At 49.9% G+C, this 24,332-nt stretch carries 18 protein-coding genes and 2 pseudogenes; 9 read left to right on the top strand and 11 right to left on the bottom strand.

Annotation, left to right across the window (positions count from 1 at the left end; all coding sequences use genetic code 11):
- Nucleotides 1–25 precede the first annotated feature (25 nt).
- From KMZ15_RS00850 to uvrA, 7 genes are all read right to left on the bottom strand, one after another.
- A complete protein-coding gene (locus tag KMZ15_RS00850; RefSeq protein WP_223693179.1) occupies nucleotides 26–1,633 on the bottom strand; it encodes an EscC/YscC/HrcC family type III secretion system outer membrane ring protein in 1,608 nt (535 codons plus the stop codon).
- A 7-nt stretch (nucleotides 1,634–1,640) separates the two neighbouring features.
- A complete protein-coding gene (locus KMZ15_RS00845; protein WP_223693176.1) occupies nucleotides 1,641–1,916 on the bottom strand; it encodes an EscE/YscE/SsaE family type III secretion system needle protein co-chaperone in 276 nt (91 codons plus the stop codon).
- Nucleotides 1,917–1,924: 8 nt separating this feature from the next.
- Complete coding sequence (gene sctD, locus KMZ15_RS00840; protein ID WP_223693175.1) at nucleotides 1,925–3,196, bottom strand: type III secretion system inner membrane ring subunit SctD; 1,272 nt, start codon at nucleotides 3,194–3,196, stop codon at nucleotides 1,925–1,927.
- A 242-nt stretch (nucleotides 3,197–3,438) separates the two neighbouring features.
- Nucleotides 3,439–3,780: a hypothetical protein gene (locus KMZ15_RS00835; protein ID WP_223693172.1), complete on the bottom strand. Its 342-nt coding sequence runs from the start codon at nucleotides 3,778–3,780 to the stop codon at nucleotides 3,439–3,441.
- 137 nt (nucleotides 3,781–3,917) lie between these two features.
- Complete coding sequence (locus KMZ15_RS00830) at nucleotides 3,918–4,268, bottom strand: hypothetical protein (RefSeq protein ID WP_223693170.1); 351 nt, start codon at nucleotides 4,266–4,268, stop codon at nucleotides 3,918–3,920.
- Between the two features lie 107 nt (nucleotides 4,269–4,375).
- Complete coding sequence (locus KMZ15_RS00825) at nucleotides 4,376–5,467, bottom strand: AI-2E family transporter (RefSeq protein ID WP_223693168.1); 1,092 nt, start codon at nucleotides 5,465–5,467, stop codon at nucleotides 4,376–4,378.
- Between the two features lie 31 nt (nucleotides 5,468–5,498).
- The gene (gene uvrA / locus KMZ15_RS00820) at nucleotides 5,499–8,408 is read right to left on the bottom strand and encodes an excinuclease ABC subunit UvrA (RefSeq protein ID WP_223693166.1); all 2,910 of its coding nucleotides are present in this window, start codon (nucleotides 8,406–8,408) and stop codon (nucleotides 5,499–5,501) included.
- Between the two features lie 117 nt (nucleotides 8,409–8,525).
- On the opposite strand from uvrA, the gene KMZ15_RS00815 reads away from it, so the two are divergent.
- Together KMZ15_RS00815 and KMZ15_RS00810 are read left to right on the top strand one after the other, a co-directional pair.
- Nucleotides 8,526–9,722 carry an MFS transporter gene (locus KMZ15_RS00815; RefSeq protein WP_223693163.1) on the top strand — a complete coding sequence of 399 codons (1,197 nt, stop codon included), beginning with the start codon at nucleotides 8,526–8,528 and terminating at the stop codon, nucleotides 9,720–9,722.
- Nucleotides 9,722–10,231, top strand: a complete 510-nt coding sequence (locus KMZ15_RS00810; protein ID WP_223693161.1) for a single-stranded DNA-binding protein — start codon at nucleotides 9,722–9,724, stop codon at nucleotides 10,229–10,231. Before KMZ15_RS00815 ends, KMZ15_RS00810 begins: the two co-directional genes overlap by 1 nt.
- On the opposite strand, the pseudogene KMZ15_RS00805 reads toward KMZ15_RS00810, so the two are convergent.
- A pseudogene (locus KMZ15_RS00805) lies at nucleotides 10,228–10,443 on the bottom strand (leucyl/phenylalanyl-tRNA--protein transferase); the annotation flags it as partial. The gene KMZ15_RS00810 and the pseudogene KMZ15_RS00805 sit on opposite strands and share 4 nt — an antisense overlap.
- A gap of 129 nt (nucleotides 10,444–10,572) precedes the next feature.
- On the opposite strand from KMZ15_RS00805, the gene KMZ15_RS00800 reads away from it, so the two are divergent.
- Complete coding sequence (locus KMZ15_RS00800) at nucleotides 10,573–11,448, top strand: IS982 family transposase (protein ID WP_223692007.1); 876 nt, start codon at nucleotides 10,573–10,575, stop codon at nucleotides 11,446–11,448.
- A gap of 14 nt (nucleotides 11,449–11,462) precedes the next feature.
- Here KMZ15_RS00800 and aat read toward each other — a convergent pair.
- Both aat and KMZ15_RS00790 read right to left on the bottom strand, forming a co-directional pair.
- Nucleotides 11,463–12,008, bottom strand: a pseudogene (gene aat / locus KMZ15_RS00795) (leucyl/phenylalanyl-tRNA--protein transferase); the annotation flags it as partial.
- A gap of 98 nt (nucleotides 12,009–12,106) precedes the next feature.
- Nucleotides 12,107–12,652 (bottom strand): NUDIX hydrolase, encoded by a 546-nt coding sequence (locus KMZ15_RS00790; protein WP_223693159.1) that lies wholly within the window; start codon nucleotides 12,650–12,652, stop codon nucleotides 12,107–12,109.
- Nucleotides 12,653–12,714: 62 nt separating this feature from the next.
- Here KMZ15_RS00790 and KMZ15_RS00785 point away from each other — a divergent pair, with 62 nt between their 5' ends.
- Both KMZ15_RS00785 and KMZ15_RS00780 read left to right on the top strand, forming a co-directional pair.
- Complete coding sequence (locus tag KMZ15_RS00785; protein WP_223693157.1) at nucleotides 12,715–13,767, top strand: quinone-dependent dihydroorotate dehydrogenase; 1,053 nt, start codon at nucleotides 12,715–12,717, stop codon at nucleotides 13,765–13,767.
- Between the two features lie 99 nt (nucleotides 13,768–13,866).
- On the top strand, nucleotides 13,867–14,658 hold the full coding sequence (locus KMZ15_RS00780; protein ID WP_223693156.1) for an IclR family transcriptional regulator: 792 nt from the start codon (nucleotides 13,867–13,869) through the stop codon (nucleotides 14,656–14,658).
- A 79-nt stretch (nucleotides 14,659–14,737) separates the two neighbouring features.
- Here the strand turns inward: KMZ15_RS00780 and hrpA are convergent, their stop codons facing one another.
- Nucleotides 14,738–18,697 (bottom strand): ATP-dependent RNA helicase HrpA, encoded by a 3,960-nt coding sequence (gene hrpA / locus KMZ15_RS00775; protein ID WP_223693153.1) that lies wholly within the window; start codon nucleotides 18,695–18,697, stop codon nucleotides 14,738–14,740.
- Between the two features lie 82 nt (nucleotides 18,698–18,779).
- Here hrpA and argA point away from each other — a divergent pair, with 82 nt between their 5' ends.
- From argA to galU, 4 genes are all read left to right on the top strand, one after another.
- Nucleotides 18,780–20,138 carry an amino-acid N-acetyltransferase gene (argA, locus tag KMZ15_RS00770; protein ID WP_223694616.1) on the top strand — a complete coding sequence of 453 codons (1,359 nt, stop codon included), beginning with the start codon at nucleotides 18,780–18,782 and terminating at the stop codon, nucleotides 20,136–20,138.
- 104 nt (nucleotides 20,139–20,242) lie between these two features.
- Entirely contained in the window at nucleotides 20,243–20,518 is a 276-nt protein-coding gene (locus tag KMZ15_RS00765) for an oxidative damage protection protein (protein ID WP_223693151.1), read from the top strand.
- Nucleotides 20,519–20,528: 10 nt separating this feature from the next.
- Complete coding sequence (locus KMZ15_RS00760) at nucleotides 20,529–23,387, top strand: valine--tRNA ligase (RefSeq protein WP_223693148.1); 2,859 nt, start codon at nucleotides 20,529–20,531, stop codon at nucleotides 23,385–23,387.
- Between the two features lie 37 nt (nucleotides 23,388–23,424).
- Nucleotides 23,425–24,321 (top strand): UTP--glucose-1-phosphate uridylyltransferase GalU, encoded by an 897-nt coding sequence (galU, locus tag KMZ15_RS00755; RefSeq protein WP_223693146.1) that lies wholly within the window; start codon nucleotides 23,425–23,427, stop codon nucleotides 24,319–24,321.
- Nucleotides 24,322–24,332 lie beyond the last annotated feature (11 nt).

The following is a 24,332-nucleotide window of genomic DNA, read 5'->3' as shown; positions in this document are numbered from 1 at the left end:
TTTTATGATCAAAACAACAGCGCCATTATTGCGCAATTTCGGTACGAATGGTGCTTTCTAACTTACCTCGCTCGTCTGCCAGTTGGTTTTGATTTGCAACGTTTTTCGACAATTTAGCCAGCACTCGTTGCGGCCCAGTTGGCTGAGGATCCGCTTTGATTAAAAAGAGCCGCACGACACTGTGCGCGGTGTCATTTTTATTGCGGAACAAATGACCCAACAGCGGCAGGTCACCCAACAACGGTATTCTAGTTTCGCCTTGCATCTGTTGGTCTTGCACGAAGCCCCCCAGCAACAAACTTTGGCCTGGCAATAAGGTCGCTTGAGTTGAAATTTCAGCGTTGGTAATCTGCGGCAATTGCTCATGATTGCCGGGAATCGGATCAGACTGCTGGCCATCTTGAATATTGAGCGTGAGCATGATTTGATCATAGCCGTCGTTTTTGATGAGGCGCGGAGTCACGCGCAAAAGCGAGCCCGCCGAAACCGACTCAAGCTTAGCCACGTGCTCGCCTTGCAATTTAGTATAGAAAGTGATGCTACGATCCAGTACAGCTTGCACGTTGTTCAAAGTGACAATAGATGGCCGCGAGAGGATTTTTGCTTGCGAATGTTGCTCAAGCGCATTGAGCCGCACCATGAAACCGGTGGTATCATTCAACACGCTACTAATCGTGCCACTTACGCCACTTGCGCCTTGCGGCTGATTAGCATTAAACCCAACGCCAAACCTGCCCACGTTAGCGGTACCCGACCAGTTAACGCCAAGCGCACTCAGATTCGCTGCATTGACATCAATAATGGCGACCGATATTTCGATCTGTACGGGTTGCAGATCCAGTTGCTTGATTAATTTCGCGTAGATCGGCATATTAACCTGCCGATCCCTTACTATCACCGCATTGAGCCGCGAATCGGCGGAAAACGCGGGTAATGTATTCGTTAGCAAACCACCGTTGGCGCTATTAATCGGAACGCCTTCCCCAATTGGGGAACGACCTTGGATCATTTCCCGCAAGACGCTCACCACGCCCGGCACACGTACTTCTTGCGTCCGATAGCTATAAAGGTTGTCATCGGCAGAAGCAAAGCGCAGCGGAAAAAGCTGAACGGTTTCTTGATTTTGCGCCTGGTCCAAGACCTTCTCATCTAGATTTTTTGCAAGCTCGGTTACGCGCTCAATGCACATCGGCACGCCAAATACTTCGAGCGCATTGAAATTGCTGACGGTGCGCAAAGAGCAATATTTTTGCTCTGTCGCACCCCCTTGGTTGAGATACTTAACCAGCTTGCTGGTAGACAAATAGCGCGGCGTGATGATCTGGCTTTTGATTTCATGCCCTTTATACACATAGAGCGCCTGACCATCGTAATAGGTTGCGAGGTTAAATAGCTGAATGAAACGCTCGAGAATCGCATCCGGCATTTCGTTGCGGATCGTGCCTACAAAATGGTCGTCCACTTTGGAGCTTACAATCACGGGAACCCCATAGTTTGCACCAATGTCTTTTAAAACATCGGCCACTTTTGCGCCACGCGTTGTAATGAAATAAGGCGCACCCTTCCATGGAATACGCGCTTGCGCCAGTCCGAAAGCTAGCAGCATTGCTAGCAACAACACCCATTGTTTCACGCTATTCCTATTTTTTTATGGCTGATAAAGAAGCGACCTGAGCAACTTTTTGCGCAAGCGGCCTATGATAAGCGCACCAAACTGTATTAATCACCGTTTGCGCATGTTCAACTGCGACATACTGCTGTTTGTAGATACGGTATTGCAGTGGAGTGCAAGGCTGGCGCAAACAGCGTTGCACTCGATCTTTTTCGCTTTCAAGCTGGGCCACCAGTTGCGTCCGGTGTGTGCCGTCTTGATCTATCAATAAGCGCTCTTCAAGCTGCGTCACTGGGCTATTCATTGCGCGGCTCACAGATCAAGTGGCAGATGAACCAGTTGCCCCTCTTTGCGCAACTCCACCCCACTCTCATCCAACTTTGTCACCACATAGCCACTCGGCAAGGTACTGCCGATTTGCACTTTCATGCCATTGGCCAGCTGTAAAAAAGCCGTTTTACGGTTGCCACTAAAGCCCGTCACCGTGGCAGGGAATATGCCAAGCTGGAGCTTTGAGGTCGGGATGTCCTGATACACGACTCGAATCCGGTCTTCATGCTGTTTTTGCCAGACGTCCAATACTTGCCTAAGTTGCTGTTGACGCGCCGCCGGCAATTGGCCCGTTACGGTCAAAATATCGCCGCCTTGGCGCGCCACGCTTAGCTTTGCAAGCAGCTTATGCTCGCGCAAAGTATCCACCAAACCGGTGATAGTGGAGTCGGTATCGTTACTCACCGTCCACGACTTCAAGCCCGGCATCCGATTTAATTGCTGACTCACTGCTTCCCAACGTTTGCCTGCATGGATATTACCGGCAATCACCACCGAACCTATCGACGAACCGGCGCTTACCCGCGCATCCCGATAGCCATTTGCTCGCAGTGTGTAAGCAATGCCCTGACGCAGTTCATCTTCACAGACAACTTGATTACAGTATGCAATACCCGCATCTGTAAGCCTGGCTAAAAATGGAGCCAATTCAGCTGTATGACGACATAAGCCAGAGAGCGTCAACGCACCGCTTTCAGCACGGACGACTTCTACCTGTGCGAGCCCAGTATCTAGCCGCAACGCCTCTTGATAACTTTCTAGATTAAATGGCACATACCGCGATACTGAGGCACGCAATTCTTGCCCTGCTTGTAGCATTGCAACCACTAAGCCGGCGGCTATTAAGCATGGCAATCCAATGCCCCATAAGCGCAAATCGCGCGCACGCACAGCGGCACGCCCGGCAGGTGAAGTAACGGGCAGCTTTTCGACTGAACTTGCCGTGCCTTCGGCCACACGCGCAATGCTAAACTTGCAGCCAGCCAAATCCACGATTTGCCCCACATCCAGCTTAATTTCATCCGTTTTTAAGCCGCGGCCATTCACTTTACAACGCATTCGCAGAGGCCGAAGAGTCACGCCATGCTCATCAACGCGTAACACACAATGGTCCCCGTGCGCGCCAGGCAGAGGGAAATGTACATCGCATCCAGGCTGGTCACCAACGGTCAATTCACCAGCAGGCAGATGTAGCACCTGCCCAGCTAGAGCCCCCGATTGGAAAACCAATTTCCATAAAAAACGGGCTGTCATATTAATAATCCTTGCCCTTCCATTATTTTTTTGAAATTACCGTGCCGTAGCATTTTATATGCTCCGCCAGTACACACTCTAATTAGCAGCCGTCTAATCAAAAGGCCACTCTATATTCTACTACTTTTTTAGAATTTTACTCTCGATCAGGGCCGCTCTACAAAAGTAGTTTTGGGCTCACGCCCCAGAACCCATACTCGCTGCGTTAAGCTTAATTTATCGACTGACGCGTTAAGCTCAATTTATCGGATTGCATCCAGTATCCTAGTAATGAGCTGGTGGCTGAGTTGCGCCACTTTCTTTAGCTCGTCCTCGTAATTTGCGAGCGCCTTTTCTGCTTGCGAAAGCTGCATTTTTATCTGCTGCGAAATCACCTCGGTCTCGGCTGTGGCCGCCAAATTTTCTTTCAGCCTCTGCACTACCGCGTATTGACCATCGCGTAGCGTATTTAATGCGACCCGCACCAACTCAAATGGATTTTTGTATTCATCTGAATAAATACCCTGAGTCGTTAGCCGCAGCATCCTAGATTCGTTTACGGCATTCCACGCGTTAGAACGTAAAGGTAGATCGCTACTGATCATTTAACTCGCCTTTTCTTGATAAAATCGTACAAAACACCGCCCTTCGCCCCCTCTGGCACACTTGATTATCGCCAGAGTTGAGTAATTATTCTAACCATTTTAGCCTATTCAACGCCAGCGATTGCAACAAATTATCATTAAGCCAATTGCCGCGTCTTCTTATAAGCGACTTTATCCGAGCGTTGGCGCTGATTGGCGGTTTCAGATGAGTCCGACTCAGCGCGCATCGCCTTCGTATATTCTTCACTATACGCAACTGCGCGTTGCATATGGGCTTGGATTTGCTCAATCTGCTCGGGTACATCGCTGTTGCCGCTGTCCCACGTTTGCTGCAACTTAGCTAAACGCGCCTGCGCTTCAGGGTCGCGCGCTGCATTTTCAGTCAATTCAGCAACTTGTGCACATAATTCACTGACACGTTCTGCGAGCTTATCCATATCTGACATTTGACGCAGCAACACTTCGGTTTGGTTGGGTTCGCGATTCATCCGAAATCCTCTCGTTAAATTAATTTAATCAAATACAATAAACACATTTGTCAATACAGTATAGACCTGATTTAAAAATAGATATATGCGTATCACAAGTTCTTAAACTAAATTAACTTCGCGGTAGAAAGTTCATGTTTCAAATAAGCATAATAAATCGGCGCGGCAACGACACCGGGCAAGCCAAAACCTGCCTCCATGATAATCATCGCCAATAATAACTCCCAGGTACGAGCTTCAATCTCAATTCCAATAATACGTGCATTCAGAAAATATTCAAGTTTATGAATGACAACTAGAAAAATCAACGAAGCAACCGCCGCCGGTGCGCCCGCGGCCGATAATGAAACCACAATAATGACAGTATTTGAAATCAGGTTACCCACGACCGGGAGCAGCCCGATCACAAAAGTAAGCAGAACAAGCGTTTTCGCAAGCGGCAGGTTAATATGGAACAGTGGCAGCGCAAGCAGCAGATAAATGCCGGTTAAAGTCGCGTTGATCAAAGAAATTTTTACCTGCGCGAAAACAATACGCTTAACCGCATCACTAAAATGGCTAATGCGCGTTGCCAAGGCCGCGGCAAATGGCAAGCGATAGACGCGGCGGGTGACACTGACCGCAACAATCGCGCCGAGAATCATGCCTAACGCAATCCGCACGAAACCCAGCACGACATTTTTGCCACCTTGTCGTAATTCGCCAATATGCGCCCTCAACCAATCAAGCGCACTTGTGCGAATATCTTCTATATCGTCCGGTAGGTAATTTTGCAACCAAAGTGGCAATTGTCCGCGCGCGCCATCAATAATTTGCAAAGTCCGTTCAAGCAGCTTTTGTTCGTTAGGCGCACTATGTTGAAAATACGAAATGGCGGCCACCGTCGCGGCACTTAAAGCGCCCGTCACAATAATAGACAGCAGCATGACAGACAACCAGCGCGCACGTTGGCTCGACAAGCGCTTTTCCAGTAAAGGGGTCAGAGCACGAATCAGCTGAAAGGTAAATAAACCTGCCAGTAAACCACTTAGCAGCTGGAGCGCTAGCACTAACCACAGCGCAATACCTGCCAAGATGTAGCTGGCGATTTCAACGGCCACCCATTTAGCTGGCGCACTGGTTGATTTGCGCCCCGGCGCACCTAAAACGTAGGGCGCATGAACATGACGTTTAGACTGATGTACTCTGTTTTCTTCCATCTTGATTTCCTTTCCCCTTAAAGTCCGTGCGCTACGCGTTAGATGCCATTTCTATCTCACTACCCCGCGGTTTTTTGCGCTTATTTCTTTTTAAGAGTGGCGCTAAATACTTTCCGGTAAAGCTTGCTTTTGACTTGGCGATCTGCTCTGGTGTGCCGCATGCAATGATTTGACCGCCACCGGCCCCACCTTCTGGACCCAGATCAATCACCCAGTCCGCGGTTTTAATGACATCAAGGTTATGTTCAATAATCACCACCGTATTACCTTGGTCGCTCAGCCGGTGAATCACCTCGAGCAGCAATGAAATATCATGAAAATGCAAACCCGTGGTCGGCTCATCAAGAATATAAAGCGTGCGGCCAGTATCGCGTTTGGAGAGCTCTAGCGAAAGCTTCACCCGTTGCGCCTCACCTCCTGACAGAGTGGTGGCCGCTTGGCCAAGACGGATATAGCCGAGCCCAACATCAAGCAAAGTCTTCAGTTTACGCGCAACAATTGGCACCGGCCTAAAGAATTCATAGGCAACTTCGACGGTCATCGCTAATATTTCGCTGACATTTTTGCCTTTGTATTGAATCTCGAGCGTTTCGCGGTTGTAGCGTTTGCTGTGACACACATCGCAGGGGACATAAACATCTGGCAAAAAGTGCATTTCAACTTTGAGCACCCCATCGCCTTGACACGTTTCACAACGGCCGCCTTTTACATTAAAGGAAAATCGACCCGGGCCATAGCCTCGCTCCTTAGCTGCCGGCACGCCTGCAAAAAGCTCACGGATTGGTGTGAAAAGGCCCGTATACGTTGCCGGATTTGAACGGGGCGTGCGACCTATCGGAGACTGGTCAACATTAATGACTTTATCAAAATGTTCAAGCCCTTCAATTTCTTCATAGGGCGCAGCTTCAGTAGCTGAGCCATATAAATGGCGGGCAGCCGCACGATATAACGTATCATTAATTAAAGTCGATTTACCCGAGCCCGAAACCCCCGTAATGCAACTCAATAGACCAATCGGCAACTCAAACGTAACATGTTTTAGATTATTGCCATGCGCGCCAATAATCTTTAAATAATTTACCCCTGCTGGTTTGCGCTCAGCCGGCAAAGCAATCTGGCGGCGACCCGCGAGATACGCACCCGTTAATGAATTAGGATCCGCCTCAATTTGCGCGGGCGTACCCTGCGAAATCACGCAGCCACCATGCGCGCCTGCGCCTAGGCCCATATCAACCACATGATCAGAGGCACGAATCATGTCTTCGTCATGCTCAACCACAATCACCGAATTGCCCAAATCTCGCAAATGCTTGAGCGTTTTAATTAAGCGGTCATTGTCGCGTTGATGCAGACCAATTGAAGGCTCATCAAGCACATACATCACCCCGGTTAGGCCAGAGCCAATCTGCGAAGCAAGTCTAATGCGCTGCGCTTCGCCGCCTGATAAAGTATCTGCGCTGCGTTCGAGCGAAAGGTAATTTAACCCAACGTCATTCAGAAACGATAGGCGCGCCGTGATTTCTTTAATCACCCGGTCCGCGATTCCTTGTTTAGTTCCGGTCAGATGTAAAGTCTGGAAGTAACTTAACGTATCGCGTAGCGGCCAAGCGCTGATTTCATAGATCGCGCGCGCGTTCGGGCCATCACCAAGCTTTACATGGCATGCCTCACGGCGTAAACGCGCGCCAGCACAAGCGGGACATTGCTGATTATTTTGGTATTTCGCCAATTCTTCACGCACCGTCGCCGACTCAGTTTCACGGTAACGGCGCTCAAGGTTAGGAATGATGCCTTCAAACGCATGCTCGCGAATCGACGTGCGCCCACGTTCATTGAGATAAGAAAAAGGGATGACCTCTCGTTGCGAACCAAACAAGATAATTTTTTGGGTTTTCTCTGGCAGCGTCTCAAAAGGCGTATCAAGCTCAAATTTAAAATGCGCGGCCAGGCTTTGTAGCATCTGAAAATAAAATGGGTTACGCCGATCCCAGCCCTTAATTGCACCCGAGGCTAACGACAGTGAAGGAAAGGCCACCACTCGTTTAGGATCAAAAAACGTGATTTGACCCAGACCGTCGCACTCAGTACAAGCGCCCATCGGGTTATTAAATGAGAAAAGGCGTGGTTCAAGCTCTTGCAACGAATAAGAACAAATCGGGCAGGAAAATTTCGAGCTAAACAGGTGTTCATGCTCACTCTCCATCTCAACTACAAGCACCCGGCCAGCAGAAAGCCGTAACGCAGTTTCAAATGATTCCGCTAAGCGCTGCTTCATATCGGCATGAGTTTTGATCCGGTCTACCACGACATCGATTGTGTGCTTATCGTTCTTTTTCAGCTTTGGCAGTTCATCGACTTCATAAATATGGGCTTTGCCTTCATTTGCGGTCCCGCCACCCGAGCGCACACGAAAACGGACAAAACCCTGTGCTTGCATTTGCGCAAATAGATCAATATGCTCGCCCTTACGGTTGACAACTACTGGCGCCATGATCATCAATTTGGTTCCAGGCGGCAACGCCAGCACCGCATCAACCATTTGCGATACACTTTGCGCCGCAAGAGCCAGCGCATGGTCTGGACAATAAGGTGTGCCTACACGCGCATAAAGTAAGCGCAAATAATCGTGAATCTCAGTCACCGTCCCCACCGTTGAGCGTGGATTATGTGACGTGGCTTTTTGTTCAATTGAAATGGCCGGCGACAATCCTTCAATCAAATCAACATCCGGTTTTTCCATTAGCTGCAAAAACTGCCGCGCATAAGCGGACAAACTTTCAACATAGCGCCGCTGGCCTTCAGCATAGAGCGTGTCAAACGCCAGCGACGATTTACCTGAGCCAGAAAGTCCCGTAATCACAATTAAACGGTGGCGGGGTAAATCAAGATTGATATTCTTTAAATTGTGAGTGCGGGCCCCACGAATGCGGATTTCTTCCATAACCTGTAGCAAAAAAGGAGCTCAAACCTGTTACTATAATCGCTTACTGAGCAGCATGCTCAATTCCAAATTTTATCTACTGCGTTTGTTTGTTTTTCTTTGATTGCCTCCTTATCTATGAACTCACAAGAAATTCGCGCAACCGTTTCGCTTGCGGCGATTTTCGCGTTGCGCATGTTAGGTCTCTTTTTGATTCTGCCGGTCTTCTCAGTGTACGCGAAGACCGTGCCAGGCGGCGACAATGCCTTACTTGTCGGGCTGGCGCTTGGGATTTATGGACTGGCGCAATCGCTTTTTTACATTCCTTATGGGTGGCTATCCGATTGGCTTGGGCGCAAACCCGTGATTATTGCGGGGCTGCTGGTTTTTGCACTGGGGAGTCTAGTAGCAGCATTGGCCTCCGATCTGACCTGGATCATCATTGGCCGCGCTCTGCAGGGCGCCGGCGCCATCTCGTCAGTGCTCACCGCTTTGTTAGCTGACCTCACTACGACAGAAAATCGCACTAAAGCAATGGCGATGGTAGGTGCGAGCATCGGCTTATCATTTGCGGTGGCGCTGGTGGCGGCGCCGACTTTATTTGGCTGGCTCGGCATGAGCGGATTGTTCAGCATCATTGGCCTACTCGCGGTCGCGTCAATCGGTGTGGTGTTATGGGTCGTCCCTACCCCAGCCACCCCAACCGCGCATAGCAAAGCCCCTTTTACACAAGTACTACGCCATGCGGAATTGCTACGACTCAATTTTGGTGTGTTCGTCTTGCACTTCACCCAGATTGCCCTTTTTATTGTAGTCCCGCACTTACTGGTAACGGCTGGGCTACCCATTACTGCGCACTGGAAGATTTATTTGCCTGTGATGGGATTGTCTTTTGTACTGATGATCCCGGCGATTATTGCTGCGGGGAAATATGGCCGCATGAAAACCGTACTGCTCATCGCTATTTTATGTATCCTGTTCAGCCAGTTGTCATTCGCTGAATTTCCACCTACTCTATGGTGGTTAGCGGGCATACTGACAGTGTATTTTACGGGTTTTAATGTGCTTGAGGCTGTGCAACCCTCGCTTATCTCAACCCTAGCACCCGGCGCACGCAAAGGTGCCGCAATGGGTATTTACAACACTGTGCAGGCGCTCGGCTATTTTATGGGCGGTGTGTTCGGCGGCTGGTTGCTGAAAAATGCCGATTATCACACAGTATTTATAAGCTGCGCGGTACTCGTGGTTGCATGGCTTATAATCGCCGCCAATATGCAATGCCCACGCGCGGCACGCTTTTCTGAATCTATGCATCGAATTGACAGGGGAAATTAATGGCATCCGTGAATAAAGTTATACTGGTTGGCAATCTTGGCGCCGATCCTGAAATCCGCGCTTTACCTAATGGCGATCCGGTAGCCAATATTCGTCTGGCTACTACGGAACGTTACAAAGACAAAGCAAGTGGCGAAATGAGAGAACTGACTGAATGGCATCGCGTCGTTTTCTTTAACCGGCTAGCAGAGGTAATACGGGACTACCTTAAGAAGGGTTCATCCGTCTATATTGAAGGGCGGATTCGCACTCGCAAATGGCAAGACCAAAGCGGGCAGGATCGCTATTCAACTGAAATCATGGGTGACCAAATGCAAATGCTCGGCGGGCGTAGCACTGGCACAGTTTCAATGGATCAAGAAGGCTACGGGCAAGGGTCCGCTCAACCCCCTGCGCGCACAAGCAATTTCACTCCTGCAAACGCAGCGGCAAACCGCCCTAGCAGTGCGCCCGCCCATGCGCCAGCAAGTAGTGGATTTGATGAAATGGACGACGATATTCCGTTTTAAACACCGTTGTTTGGTTCGCTATAGCGGGTGATGACATCGAGCAATGCTGTTTTGTCAAACTGCCATGGAATGGGCGGCGCAGCCACAGCCTGACTCAGATGAGCCATAAATAGATGACGCGGAATTTCACGCCCGCCGAGTGAGGCCAGGTGTGGTGTATTTTGTTGGCAGTCGAGCATGTTTACATTATGCCGTTTTAAATGGCTAACTAACCTGAATTCGGGATAAGGAAATGCAGAGGTAAGGGAAGAAATTTTTCTAGAAAATGAAGCGGGCACTGAGTATTTCGAAGAGAATATAAGTTTTGCGAACAGAAACCTCTAAGAAAAAACGGAGCGCCCGTGGATAATCTTACAGAACTTTATTGCTTGATGGATGATTTTTGCAAAGAATTTGAGCCGGAGCTCAACAAAAAGTTGTTATCTAGCGGAAAACGCAAACGCTTGCGTGCTACAAGCCTATCTTTAGCAGAACTGATGACGCTAGTCGTGCTTTTTCATCAAATTCGCTATCGGCAATTCAAGTCATTCTACAGCAATCATGTTTGCCAGCATCTGCGTGAAGCCTTTCCGAATCTGCCTTCGTATAATCGCTGTATTGAACTGCTACCACGCTGTAACCTTGCTTTGGCCGCTCTGTTTGAAACCCTCAAAGGGCAATGTTCAGGGATTTCTATTGCAGACTCTACGCCTATTGCAGTGTGCGACAATCTGCGTATTAGTCGCCACCGTGTATTTGACGGCATGGCAGCGCGTGGTAAGAGTTCCACAGGATGGTTCTTTGGCTTCAAGCTGCATGCAATCATTAATCACCAGGGTGAACTGCTGAGTATTCGACTCACGCCGGGTAATGTCGATGATCGTAAGCCTTTGCCTGAACTAGCGCACTCACTGTTCGGCACACTTTATGCGGATAAAGGATATCTTTCAAAAAAACTCTCGCAGACCTTAAAAGAACTCGGCATTGATCTGATTACCAAGGTTCGACGCAATATGAAGCGCGTTACCTTGTCTGCTTTCGATCAAGCTTTATTGTGCCGCCGTTCAATTATCGAAACCGTCTTTGATGAACTGAAAAATCTTTGCCAGATTGAGCATACTCGACATCGCTCTCCTATTAATTTTGCCGTCAACTTACTCAGCGGCATCATCGCTTACTGCCTTATGCCAAATAAGCCTAAACTCCCTTTGGGACCTTGCCAGAATGCGTTGGCTTAACCCGAATTGAGGTTAACTAATGCAGCCAGTGCAATTTTGGATGCATCGGGGCGTAGCGCAAACATCGACTCACCAAAAAACATCATGCCAACGCTCATGCCATATAAACCACCAACACACTTATTTTCATACCAAGTCTCAACGCTATGCGCAAATCCCTGCTGGTGCAGCGCACTGTAGGCCGCCAGCACATCCGCCGTAATCCAAGTTCCGCTTTGGGCCTGCCGTGTGACGTGGGCGCACGCCGTGATGATATCGATAAAACAGGTATCCACGCGGATTTCCCAAGCAGGCTCGCGTAGTACGCGTTTTAGCGTTTTTTTAAATGAGGTCGATATCTTAAATTCTGCAGGGACCAGAACCATACGTGGATCTGGGCTCCACCACAAGACCGGTTGGCCGTCTGAATACCATGGAAAAATGCCCTGGCGATAAGCCGCGAGCAGGCGTTGCACATCTAATGTTTCGCTTGCCGCAAGCAAGCCAGACGCGCCACTGCCTGAGTCAAGCGCGGATTCAACGCTTGGGAAGGGATCATTATTGTGCAGCCAAGGCAACATAGTATAAAGATGGGCAAACCATGATCACCGGATAAACCGAGAGTGCCGGTTCATTATAGTGCACAAAGACCCCCATCATGAATGGCAATAGTTCAAGCTCAGCCTGAGTGTAAGGTATGGAGAATATCACCCGTATGTAGCTTAAAATTTCCGCTAGCGCGATCAGCAAAGAAAAAACGCAAGGTTTGTTCAACGCTTGCAAAAGCGATTTCAGGCCAAGGAATGCTTGCTTCGTCAAAAAGTTGCACCTCTAAACTTTCTTCACCTGCAGCAAAGTCAAGATCTAGCAAACGGGCGCGATAAAAAATATGGACCTGACGCGCGCGGGGTACATTTAATAACGAGTAAAGCTCCTGTATTTCAATCCGCGCCCCAGCTTCTTCGAGGGTTTCCCGAGCAGCTGCTTGAGTCGTGGTTTCGTCCAGCTCCATAAAGCCCGCTGGTAAGGTCCAAAAGCCATAACGCGGATTGATTGCACGACGACAGAGTAAAACTTTGCCGTCCCAGACCGGCACTGTGCCAACTATATTGCGAGGATTTTGGTAATGAATTTCGCCGCAATGAATACACACAAAACGCTCCCGGTTATCACCAGGTGGGATAACTGAATTCACCGTGTCACCACAAGTAGGGCAGAATTTCATAATAGCGTTGGTTATTTGTTAATTCGTTCATAATAGCGAACTTTCATTATTAATGCTCAATCGTGTTGAATTCCCTTTATCCGCTTGCACGCTCATGTCTGTTCCGTCTGGACGCAGAAGCAGCACATCATTTGACTCTTTCGCTGCTGCGCACAGCGAGTCGCATTGGCGCGACTAAACTTCCAGGTTTATGCACAGTCCGCGCACCACGCACAGTCATGGGGCTACATTTTGATAACCCAGTTGGCCTGGCCGCGGGCTTAGACAAGGACGGTGGCTGCATTGATGGCCTCGCAGCGCTTGGCTTTGGCTTTATCGAGGTAGGCACGGTGACGCCACGCGCGCAACCTGGCAATCCACGTCCACGCCTGTTTCGTCTGCCCGAGGCTGGCGCCTTGATTAACCGGATGGGGTTTAATAATGGCGGCGTTGAGCAATTTGTAGAAAATGTACAAGCCGCACATTTTAAAGGTGTCCTTGGCCTCAATATTGGCAAGAATGCCGACACGCCGCTCGCGCAAGCGGCCGATGATTATTTGTATTGCCTGGAACGAGTCTACCCATTTGCCGGCTATGTGACGATTAATATTTCATCGCCAAACACACAAAACCTGCGTCAGTTACAAGATCAAGCGGCCCTTGATGCCTTACTTGCTACATTAAAAGATAAACAGCAGCGCCTAGCCGATCAATACAAAAAACACGTACCCTTAGTGTTAAAAATTGCGCCCGATCTTGATGATGAACAGATTAAATTAATCGCCGATACTTTGCTACGCCACCGTATTGAGGGAGTCATTGCAACCAATACAACGCTATCACGTACATCGGTTACTGGGCTCCAATCTGCGGATGAAGCAGGCGGCTTATCAGGCAAGCCGTTATTCGATGCTTCAAATGCCGTGATTCGCCAACTTTATGCTGCCTTAGGCGATGCCATTCCTATCATTGGCGTTGGCGGGATTTTTTCAGCCGACGATGCACGTGCAAAGCTAGCTGCAGGCGCATCACTTGTACAATTATATACAGGGCTCATTTACCGCGGCCCTGCCCTTGTACGCGAATGCGCACAGGCACTTGCAGAGATCCCGACCGCTGGCGCATCCATCACATGATGCAAGCTTTAAAGTTTTGTTGTGCCGAATGCGCATGTTCAATAAGCGAGCAAGCCACTTATGGTATAAAAAGACTTTCCCTTCTTTTTACTCAATGCGATGAGCGATAGCAGTTCGCCAACTAAAACTTCGATTCAGGTGATTGAGCGCATGACGTGGCTGTTAGACGCACTTGCCACGCAGACTAAAGCGATTAGCCTAAAAGAGCTTGCGCAGCAAACTCAATTACATCCATCTACCGCGCATAGAATTCTCAATGATCTGGTGACTTGCCGTTTTGTGGATCGCGCTGAACCCGGCGCGTACCGGCTTGGCATGCGGCTGCTGGAGCTAGGCAATGTGGTTAAAGCACGGCTTTCGGTGCGCGATACTGCATTAGGGCCGATGCACGAGCTGCGCCAACTGACTGGGCAGACAATTAACCTATCCGTCCGGCAAGGAGATGAAATTGTTTATATCGAACGAGCCTATAGCGAACGCTCGGGGATGCAAGTGGTGCGTGCGATTGGCGCACGCGCGCCGCTCCATCTGACCTCGGTGGGTAAACTTTTTCTCGCCGTGGATGAAACCGAAAGCGTACAAGCGTATATAGCCCGTACTGGGTTAGCCGGCCACACGCAAAATAGCATTACTCATGCCGCTAAGTTGACCCGTGAGTTAAACCATGTACGCCAACATGGTTATGCACGCGATAATGAAGAACTCGAGCTAGGCGTGCGTTGCATTGCGGCCGGCATTCATGATGACACAAACACACTGGTTGCTGGACTATCCCTTTCCGCCCCCGCTGATCGGATGCAAAATGCTTGGCTCGCCCAACTGAGTGAGACAGCATTACGTATTTCACGCATACTCGGCTATCGGCAAAAATCAGCAGATCATGATCAATAAATTGGCCGCTCATCACCCTTAATTTTCTCTCTCAAATAGCCTGCTTGCATAAAAAGCAAAGGGAAAAGCAAAACGCTACTCATCGCTCAAGCGACTCCCAAATTTTATGTAACCGTTTAACTGAGATTGGCATCGGGGTACGCAACTCCTGCGCAAAAAGCGATACGCGCAATTCTTCGAGCAGCCAGCGAAATGCCTGCAGTTGCGGATCGATGATATGAGCCGTCTGACGCCGCTGCCCTTGGGTGCGTAAATAACGCACACTCAACGGCGAAAACTCAGCAAACAGCCGTGCATCACGAGCCGTATCATTTTTTAATTTATCGATGCGTAGTGTCATCGCTTGTAAATAACGCGGAAAATGGGCCAGCTGCTCATGAGGCGTATCGAGCAGAAAATGCCTCCCAATCAAAGCCTTCAATTGTTGCGTCATATCGGCATGAGCCGGCGCAAAACTTTTTACTGCAGCGAGTTTTTTCGATACCGTGGCGTATGCCGTCAGAATCTGTGCTGCCAAGCGAGCAACTTCTTGGGCGAGTAATGTAAAGCGACTGCGCCCTTCATCACAGCGGATAGCAAAAGTCGCTGCATCCGTAGGCAATGGCTCGCGTAAACAAGCAAGCTCGAGCGCACAGGTGATAATTTGCGCACGCAGCTCATCTGCGGCGCCAAGCGGCATGTATTGCATTGCCATCTGCTGAAAACCCGGCAGATTTTTTTCGATAAAACGAATTGCTTCACGCAGTTGCAACGCAAAAAGCCGCCGTAGGCCAACTCGATGAGCGCGCGCCGCCTCTTGCGGTAGATCAAAAAGCTCTAGATCGCAAGCTGCACCGCGATCAACCAGTGCTGGATAGCCAATCAAAGTTTCGCCCTTGCGTTCAATCTCCATGAGTTCTGGCAAGCAGCCAAAACTCCAGCTGGTCAAATTTTCGTAGAGTGCTGCAGCGGCCTTAGGGTTGTGTGCTTTTTCATTATTTTGTGCTTTTACTTTTTCTTCGGTTACGCCAGTCACTGCTTTAAGCGCAATTTTCTGGAAATTTTGCTGTGCTTGGGTACCTAATTCTGCCCGCAATTGCGCAAGATTACGACCCGAGGCAAGCTGCCGACCATATTCATCGATCACTTTGAAACTCATGAACAGGTGCGACGGCAAGGTTTCGAGCTTAAAATCAGTCATATGCACATTGAGTTGCTCTTGCTCGCGGATATCCGCACTCAGAGCTTCCATCAGACTACCCACGCCGAACCTTGCGCGCTCGACAAAGCCCGCCGCATAAGCAGGTAAGGGAACACAATGGCGGCGCAATTTTTGAGGCAATGATTTGAGCAATAAATGGACTTTTTCTTTAAGCATTCCCGCCACCAGCCATTCACAACGATGCGCATCGATTTGGTTTAATGCAAAAATTGGCACTGCCAAGGTCACCCCATCACGGGGTGAGCCTGGCTCGAAGTGATAGGAGATTGCCATTTCAATCCCAGCCAGTACCAGTTTTTTCGGAAAGAGCTCGGTCGTCACGCCAGCGGCTTCATGCCGCATTAGATCATCGCGGGCTAAGAAAAGGAGCTTTTCATTTTTGCTAGGTTGACTCCGCATGGCCTGGCGATACCAACGCTCAAGATCAGCGCCGGTATAAATATCAGGCGGAATGGCTTGATCGTAAAAAGCATAAATCAACTCATCATCAATCAGAATATCTTGGCGCCGAGAGCGATGTTCAAGTTGCTCAATCTCAGCGATCAATTGCCGATTGTGTTTGAAAAATGGCAGCTTAGTGTCAAACTCGCCCTCAACCAAAGCGGAGCGAATAAAAATTTCCCGCGCCTGTAGCGCAGCTTGCGCCGTCTGTTTACCAAAACTCACGCGACGGCGATGATAAACCGTTAAACCATATAGCGTTGCGCGCTCAAAGGCGACCACCTGAGCCGCTTTCTTTTCCCAGTGCGGCTCACTGATGGATTGCCGTAGTAAATGCGCGCCAGCACGCTCAATCCAAGTTGGCTCAATGGCCGCGGTGGTGCGCGCAAATAAGCGGCTGGTCTCGACCAACTCAGCTGCAATAATCCAACGTCCAGCTTTTTTGGCTAAGTTCGAACCAGGCCATAAATAAAATTTGATCCCGCGAGCGCCCAGATAATAAGGTTCGTTGTCCGCTTTCAGCCCAAGATTTCCCAATAACCCGCTCAACAGTGACACGTGGATTTGCTCGAATGTCGCGGCTGTCTGGTTAATCCGCCACCCCTGCTCACCAACCACGGTCAATAACTGGCTATGGACATCGCGCCATTCACGTAAACGTAAATGTGACAGGAAATTGGCGCGGCATAAATCCAGCAATTGCCGGTTTGATTTTTTATGCGCCAGCGCTTCATCGAACCACTGCCAGATTCTAAGCAAAGTTAAGAACTCCGACTTTTGATCGGCAAATTTACGATGCGCCGTATCAGCAGCGCCCTGTTGCTCAAGCGGGCGATCACGCGGATCTTGCACCGATAGTGCGCTGGCGATAATGAGTACCTCGTGCAATGCTTGTTGCTCACACGCAGCCAAAATCATCCGACCGACTCGCGGATCAAGCGGCAGTCTCGCTAGGGTCTGACCAACCGGCGTTAAGTGGTGGGCACTATCAACGGCCCCTAACTCAGTTAATAACTGATAGCCATCCGCAATCGCCCGCGCCGGTGGCGGTTCAAGAAATGGAAAGCTTTCGATCTCAGCCAGCTGTAGCGATTTCATTCTTAGAATGACGGCAGCCAATGAAGAGCGCAGAATTTCCGGGTCGGTAAAACGGGGACGCGTTTGCCAATCAGCCTCATCGTACAAACGAATACAGATGCCATTTGCAACCCGCCCACAACGGCCTGCACGTTGCTGTGCCGCCGCCTGTGAAATCGGTTCAATACGTAATTGTTCAACTTTATTACGATAAGAATAACGCTTAACACGCGCGAGGCCGGTATCTACTACATAACGGATACCGGGCACCGTCAGCGAAGTTTCAGCCACGTTAGTGGCCAGCACGATCCGGCGTGCATTGCCGGTTTTAAACACACGCTCTTGCTCAGCCATTGATAGGCGCGCGAATAAAGGCAAAATTTCAGTGTGCAGGGGATGGCGTTGACGTAGTGCTTGCGCCGCCTCACGAATTTCGCGCTCGCCGGGCAAGAATACCAGCACATCGCCCGCGCCCTCACGCGCCAGTTCATCCACCGCGTCGACAATCGCCTCCATCAAATCGCGCCCGGCTTCCCGCGCACTTTCAGGCTTGCCGGACACCGCCGCAGATGAGGTCGTCGCTGACAAACCCGCCACCCGCGGATCATCATTTAATACTGGGCGATAGCGCATCTCAACCGGGTATAGTCGGCCACTCACTTCAATCACGGGCGCATTGCCCCCGGCGTGACTAAAATGCTTAGCAAGCCGCTCAGCATCTAACGTGGCGGAGGTAATGATTACTTTTAAATCGGGCCGGCGCGGCAGAATTTCTTTTAGGTAACCCAATAAAAAATCGATATTCAGGCTGCGCTCATGAGCCTCATCAATAATTAACGTATCATAGGCACGCAGCAGTGGGTCAGATTGGGTTTCTGCTAACAAAATACCGTCGGTCATCAGTTTGATGGATGCGCCACGGCTCAGTTTGTCAGTAAACCGCACTTTATAACCGACGACCTCCCCCACTGGCGTATGCAGCTCTTGCGCGATCCGTCGCGCGGTGGCGGTAGCCGCCAAACGCCGTGGCTGAGTATGGCCAATCAGTCCATCTCCGCCTGCGCCCAGGCCACGCCCGAGCGTCAGGCAGATTTTGGGCAACTGCGTGGTTTTACCAGAACCTGTCTCGCCGCATACAATCACGACCTGATGCGCGGCAATCGCGGCGGCGATTGCCGCACGTTTGCCTGACACGGGTAATTCAGCGGGAAACTCTATCGGCGGCAAGCGACTCGCCTGAGCTAGCGCCTGTTTTTTAGGTAACAAAGGGGGGGTAACTGTCGACAATTTGCCAAAACCTGCGTAGCTTGCCCGAGACATAAGTCCCAAGCCACAATTGAATAGATGAATGAGGCATTATAATCTGCGAATGAATTCTTTTAGCATCCCCACTAGCGACAAAATGGCTCCTCAGAAAGTCTGTGATGAAATACATGAAAAAGCGCTCGAAATTGCCGATCAACAAGCCCGCTTTGTTGATTGGCTACGTTCTGTCGCACCTTATATCCATGCTTTTCGCAATAAAACCTTTGTGGTTGCATTTGGCGGCGAGCTCGTGCAACGAGGCGCGCTTAACGCCTTAATTCAGGATGTCGCGTTCCTCCATGCAATGGGTATACAAATTGTGCTCGTGCACGGCTCGCGCCCACAGGTTGAAGAGCAATTACGGTTACACCAGGTTGAGTCATCATTCTCGAACGGCATGCGCATTACTGACGCAGATGCGCTTGAGTCTGCTAAGGAAGCCGCCGGTGAGGTACGCCTAGATATCGAGGCCGCCATCAGCCAAGGGCTGCCCAATACGCCCATGGCCCACGCACGCATTAGCGTGGTTTCGGGTAATTTCGTCACGGCCCGGCCAGTCGGCATTTTAGATGGCGTGGATTTTCAGCATACCGGGATTGTGCGTAAGATCGATGCTGATTCGATTCACCACTCACTCTCCAATTGCAAATTTGTGCTACTGTCGCCACTGGGGTTTTCGCCAACGGGTCAAGCTTTTAATCTATCCATGGAAGATGTGGCTTCGGCCGCCGCGATTGCACTGCATGCGGATAAATTGATTTATCTGACACCCATGCCAGGCATCGTCGAGCATGGCGAATTGCAACACGAATTATCGCTTGATAAAGCCCAACAACTGCAAACCTCAGACACCCTTGATGCCGAGGCGGCAAATTATCTAACTCATGCCATCCGCGCTTGCCGAGCGGGTGTAACACGTGTGCATTTAATTCCGTTTACGCTTGATGGCAGCATTTTGCTTGAGCTTTTCTCTCACGATGGCGTCGGCTCGATGATCTCTGACAGAAATCTCGAGAGTCTGCGCGAAGCAATGGCCGATGATGTTGGCGGTATTTTACAGTTAATTGAGCCGCTTGAATTTGATGGCACTCTGGTGCGCCGCGAGCGCACTCAAATTGAGCGTGACATTAATCATTTTTCTGTCATAGAGCATGATGGCGTGCTTTTTGGCTGCGCTGCACTGTATCCGTATCCGCAAGAAAAATTGGGTGAAATGGCCTGTCTAAGCGTTGCCCCAGATGCGCAAGGGACAGGTGATGGCGAGCGTTTGCTAAAACATATTGAGCAACGCGCGCGCGCGCGCGGGCTCACGCGTATATTTGTGTTGACCACGCGCACAGAACACTGGTTTTTAAAACGTGGCTTCAGAAAAGCCAGCATTGGTGATTTACCTGAAGATCGCCGCCGCCTCTATAACTGGCAACGTAAATCATTGGTGCTCATGAAACAGCTTTAAAAAACAGGCAATTCCTTGATAAAGCATGTGCATCTTATACATTGTGAGAGGATTGTGTAGCAACACCCTCTCATTGAGCATCACTATTCAATAGGACTAAATCCATGACTCGTATCGTTCACTGTGTCAAACTTGACAAAGAGGCTGAAGGCCTTGATTTCCCGCCTCTGCCGGGCGCATTAGGCCAACGCATTTATCAGAATATATCGAAAGAAGCTTGGCAGAGTTGGCTCAAGCAGCAAACCATGCTGATTAACGAAAATCGTCTAAATATGGCCGATGCGCGTGCGCGACAGTATTTAATCAAACAAACCGAAAAATTCTTTTTTGGCGAAGGGGCCGATACCGCATCTGGCTATGTACCGCCTGAAAATGCCTGAGAAAATTGTAATGAATAACAGCGACACCACTCTCACCAAAAGTTTTGAACCCCACGCAATCGAAACGTATTGGAGGCCACTTTGGGAACAAAGAGGCTACGCCCAACCAACGTTCTTGCCTGAGCAGGAAGATTTTTCAATTCTGCTCCCGCCGCCCAACGTCACCGGCACATTGCATATGGGCCATGCGTTTAATCAGACAATCATGGATAGTCTGGCCCGTTATCACCGGATGCAGGGCGCAAACACGCTCTGGGTCCCTGGCACCGATCATGCCGGTATTGCAACTCAACTGGTGGTGGAACGTCAGCTCGATAAACAAAATCTGTCACGCCATGAGCTTGGCCGTGAAACATTTATCGAGCATGTTTGGGCTTGGAAGGAAACCTCTGGCTCAATCATTACAGAGCAAATCAAACGTCTAGGCGCGTCGATTGATTGGAGTCGTGAGTATTTCACGATGAGCCCGCATATGTCGCAGGCCGTCATCGAAGTATTCGTTCGCTTATACGAACAGGGACTCATCTATCGCGGCAAAAAGCTAGTCAATTGGGACCCTAAATTAGGGACTGCCGTCTCTGATCTAGAAGTGGTCAGTGCGGAAGAGGATGGCTCGCTTTGGCATATCCGTTACCCTCTTGCTGATGGCTCTGCTGATTTGACAGTCGCCACCACCCGCCCAGAAACCATGCTGGGGGATGCCGCCCTGATGGTTCACCCACAAGACGAGCGCTATCAAGCCTTCATTGGAAAAATGGTGCGACTGCCGCTGTGCGAGCGCGAAATTCCTGTGATTGCGGATGAGTATGTAGACCCTACTTTTGGGACTGGCGTAGTCAAAGTAACGCCGGCGCACGATTTCAATGACTACCAGGTCGGGCAACGGCACCAACTGCCATTAATTAATATTCTAACGCTCGACGCTAAAATCAATGAGAACGCTCCGCTCCGCTGGCGTGGCCTTGATCGCTACGAGGCGCGTCAATTGATTGTTGCCGAGCTTGAAACCCAAGGTTTACTCGCTGCCGTCAAACCCCACAAATTAATGGTGCCACGCGGCGACCGGACCCAGACGGTGATTGAACCCATGCTCACCGATCAATGGTTTGTGGCCGTCAATAAGCCAGCCCCAGCAGACAGTCTGCATCCCGGCCAATCGATGGCGGCGATTGCGCTTGATACCGTGCGTAAAGGGGAAATTAAGTTTACCCCGGAAAATTGGGCCAATACCTATTATCAGTGGCTGGAAAATATTCAGGATTGGTGTATTTCTCGGCAACTTTGGTGGGGCCATCAAATTCCTGCTTGGTACGACGAGCAGGGTCAAATTTATGTCGCGCGCAACGCAGACGAGGCGCACGAAAAGGCCCGTGCGCGCGGCTATACAGGCACGCTCAAGCGAGATGCGGATGTGCTCGATACCTGGTTCTCGTCAGCGCTAGTGCCCTTCTCAGCACACGGCTGGCCTAAGCAAACTAAAGAGCTAGCCCATTTTCTGCCATCCTCCGTGCTGGTCACAGGCTTTGATATTATTTTCTTCTGGGTCGCGCGGATGGTGATGTTGACTCAGCATTTTACCGGCCAGGTGCCATTTCATACGGTGTATATACATGGCCTCGTGCGTGATGCAAACGGCCAGAAGATGTCAAAGTCAAAAGGCAATATACTCGACCCCATCGATTTAATCGATGGCATCACACTGGATGCGCTTATCGCCAAACGTTTAGCTTCTTTGCAGGATCCGCAACAAGCCGCTGACCTGGAACAAAAAACCCGCGCTGAATTTCCTCATGGCATTCCGTCATTTGGCACCGATGCTTTACGCTTTACTTTTGCCTCACTGGCTACGCCAGGACGCAATATTAATTTTGCGCTAGCACGTTGCGAAGGGTATCGTAATTTTTGTAACAAGCTGTGGAATGCAACGCGCTTTGTGTTGATGAATTGTGAAGGTCAAGACTGTGGCATTGATTTAGCAGATGGCGCAGGCCAGCACTCTGCTAGCGAGCTATCGCCCGCAGATCGCTGGATCATTTCTTTACTGCAACAGGTCACCGGCGAAATCGAAAAGGGCTTTGTTGAATTACGTTTCGATCTGATCGCGAGCACTTTATACAAGTTTGTCTGGGACGAATACTGCGATTGGTATCTTGAATTTGCTAAAGTGCAATTGCAAACAGGCACCCCAGCCCAACAGCAAAGCACGCGACATACGTTGTTATACGTACTAGAGGCCATCTTAAGGCTTGCCCATCCGATTATTCCTTTCATCACCGAAGCGTTGTGGCAAAAAGTCGCGCCACTGACTGGCCATTATCCATCCGACAATGCGCCAAATCAGACTTCTATCATGGTGCAGCCTTATCCTCGCGCACAAAAAGAAAAAGTCGATCTAGCCGCCGAACAATGGGCGGCACAACTCAAAGCCGTCATCGATGCATGCCGCAATCTGCGCAGTGAAATGAACCTCGGGCCGGCCCAGCGGGTACCGCTTTTTGCCAGCGGCGATACTCACCTACTGACAGCCTTCGCGCCGTATGTACGCGCCCTCGCCCGCTTATCCGAAGTCACTCTAAGCGCCGATGAGGCAAGCCTCGACGCCATGGCAGCGGATGCCCCTGTGGCCCTCGTTGGTACGCTGAAACTGGCATTAAAAGTTGAGATTGATATTGCCACTGAGCGTGAACGGCTGACCAAGGAAATGCAGCGGATTGAGATAGAAATCGCAAAATGTAACGCTAAGCTACAAAATAATCACTTTGTTGCAAAAGCACCAGAGAATGTGGTTGAACTCGAACGAAAAAGGCTGTCAGAATACGAGTTAATGCTCACTAAGCTCAATACTCAGCTCGCCCGGCTAGCCGGCTGACATTTATTTCGCAATCGCCTGAAAGGACCTCAGCATAATGTTAAAAGTCACTAAAGCAGTATTTCCAGTCGCCGGTCTTGGCACGCGCTTTTTGCCTGCGACTAAGGCCAGCCCTAAAGAGATGCTGCCGATTGTCGATAAGCCTTTAATTCAATATGCCGTCGAAGAAGCCATCGCCGCTGGCATTACTGAAATGATCTTCGTTACCGGACGTGGTAAGCGTGCGATTGAAGATCATTTTGACAAATCCTACGAGATTGAAGCGGCACTCGAAGCACACGGCAAAGAAAAATTGCTTGAGCTCGTGCGTGGCATCAAACCGGCTCATATTAATTGTTTCTATGTGCGCCAACCAGAAGCACTTGGCCTCGGCCATGCCATTCTATGCGCGGAAAAATTAGTCGGCGACAACCCATTTGCTATTTTGCTTGCAGATGATTTGTTAGATGGCGCACAGCCAGTCTTAAAGCAGATGGTTGAAAAATTTAATCACTATCACAGTTCATTGATTGGGGTTGAAGAAATCCCGCGTGAGCAGTCACGCTCGTACGGCGTAATAGAAGGTAGAGAATGGGAAGACAATATCATCAATTTATCCGGCATCATCGAAAAACCTTCGCCGGAAGACGCTCCCTCTAACCTTGGCGTAGTTGGCCGCTATATTTTAAAACCACGTATTTTCGAGCATCTGCGCGCACTGCGTCCAGGTGCGGGCGGCGAGTTGCAGCTCACCGATGCGATTCAATCCCTGATGCAAGATGAACAAGTTCTCGCCTATCGTTATAACGGCACACGCTTCGATTGCGGCAGCAAATTGGGCTATCTAAAAGCAACGGTCGAATTCGCTTTACGCCACCCAGAAGTGAAAGATGAATTTAAAGCCTATTTACAGGCTCGTATGCCAATGTTAGCGGAAATAGACTCCACGGTATGAGCTTAAGAGGC

The organism is Mycoavidus sp. HKI (assembly GCF_020023735.2).
GTDB lineage: Bacteria > Pseudomonadota > Gammaproteobacteria > Burkholderiales > Burkholderiaceae > Mycoavidus.
Note: the sequence above shows the minus strand (reverse complement) of the source record. Positions and strands in the feature narration are given on the sequence as shown.

Coding starts and splice junctions, on each gene's coding strand:
- hrpA (WP_223693153.1), bottom strand. CDS start 18,697: ATGTCTCGGGCAAGCTACGCAGGTTTTGGCAAATTGTCGACAGTTACC.
- KMZ15_RS00780 (WP_223693156.1), top strand. CDS start 13,867: ATGAGCGATAGCAGTTCGCCAACTAAAACTTCGATTCAGGTGATTGAG.
- sctD (WP_223693175.1), bottom strand. CDS start 3,196: ATGACAGCCCGTTTTTTATGGAAATTGGTTTTCCAATCGGGGGCTCTA.
- KMZ15_RS00765 (WP_223693151.1), top strand. CDS start 20,243: ATGACTCGTATCGTTCACTGTGTCAAACTTGACAAAGAGGCTGAAGGC.
- uvrA (WP_223693166.1), bottom strand. CDS start 8,408: ATGGAAGAAATCCGCATTCGTGGGGCCCGCACTCACAATTTAAAGAAT.
- KMZ15_RS00760 (WP_223693148.1), top strand. CDS start 20,529: ATGAATAACAGCGACACCACTCTCACCAAAAGTTTTGAACCCCACGCA.
- argA (WP_223694616.1), top strand. CDS start 18,780: ATGGCTCCTCAGAAAGTCTGTGATGAAATACATGAAAAAGCGCTCGAA.
- KMZ15_RS00815 (WP_223693163.1), top strand. CDS start 8,526: ATGAACTCACAAGAAATTCGCGCAACCGTTTCGCTTGCGGCGATTTTC.
- KMZ15_RS00835 (WP_223693172.1), bottom strand. CDS start 3,780: ATGATCAGTAGCGATCTACCTTTACGTTCTAACGCGTGGAATGCCGTA.
- KMZ15_RS00845 (WP_223693176.1), bottom strand. CDS start 1,916: ATGAATAGCCCAGTGACGCAGCTTGAAGAGCGCTTATTGATAGATCAA.
- KMZ15_RS00810 (WP_223693161.1), top strand. CDS start 9,722: ATGGCATCCGTGAATAAAGTTATACTGGTTGGCAATCTTGGCGCCGAT.
- KMZ15_RS00825 (WP_223693168.1), bottom strand. CDS start 5,467: ATGGAAGAAAACAGAGTACATCAGTCTAAACGTCATGTTCATGCGCCC.
- KMZ15_RS00790 (WP_223693159.1), bottom strand. CDS start 12,652: ATGAAATTCTGCCCTACTTGTGGTGACACGGTGAATTCAGTTATCCCA.
- galU (WP_223693146.1), top strand. CDS start 23,425: ATGTTAAAAGTCACTAAAGCAGTATTTCCAGTCGCCGGTCTTGGCACG.
- KMZ15_RS00830 (WP_223693170.1), bottom strand. CDS start 4,268: ATGAATCGCGAACCCAACCAAACCGAAGTGTTGCTGCGTCAAATGTCA.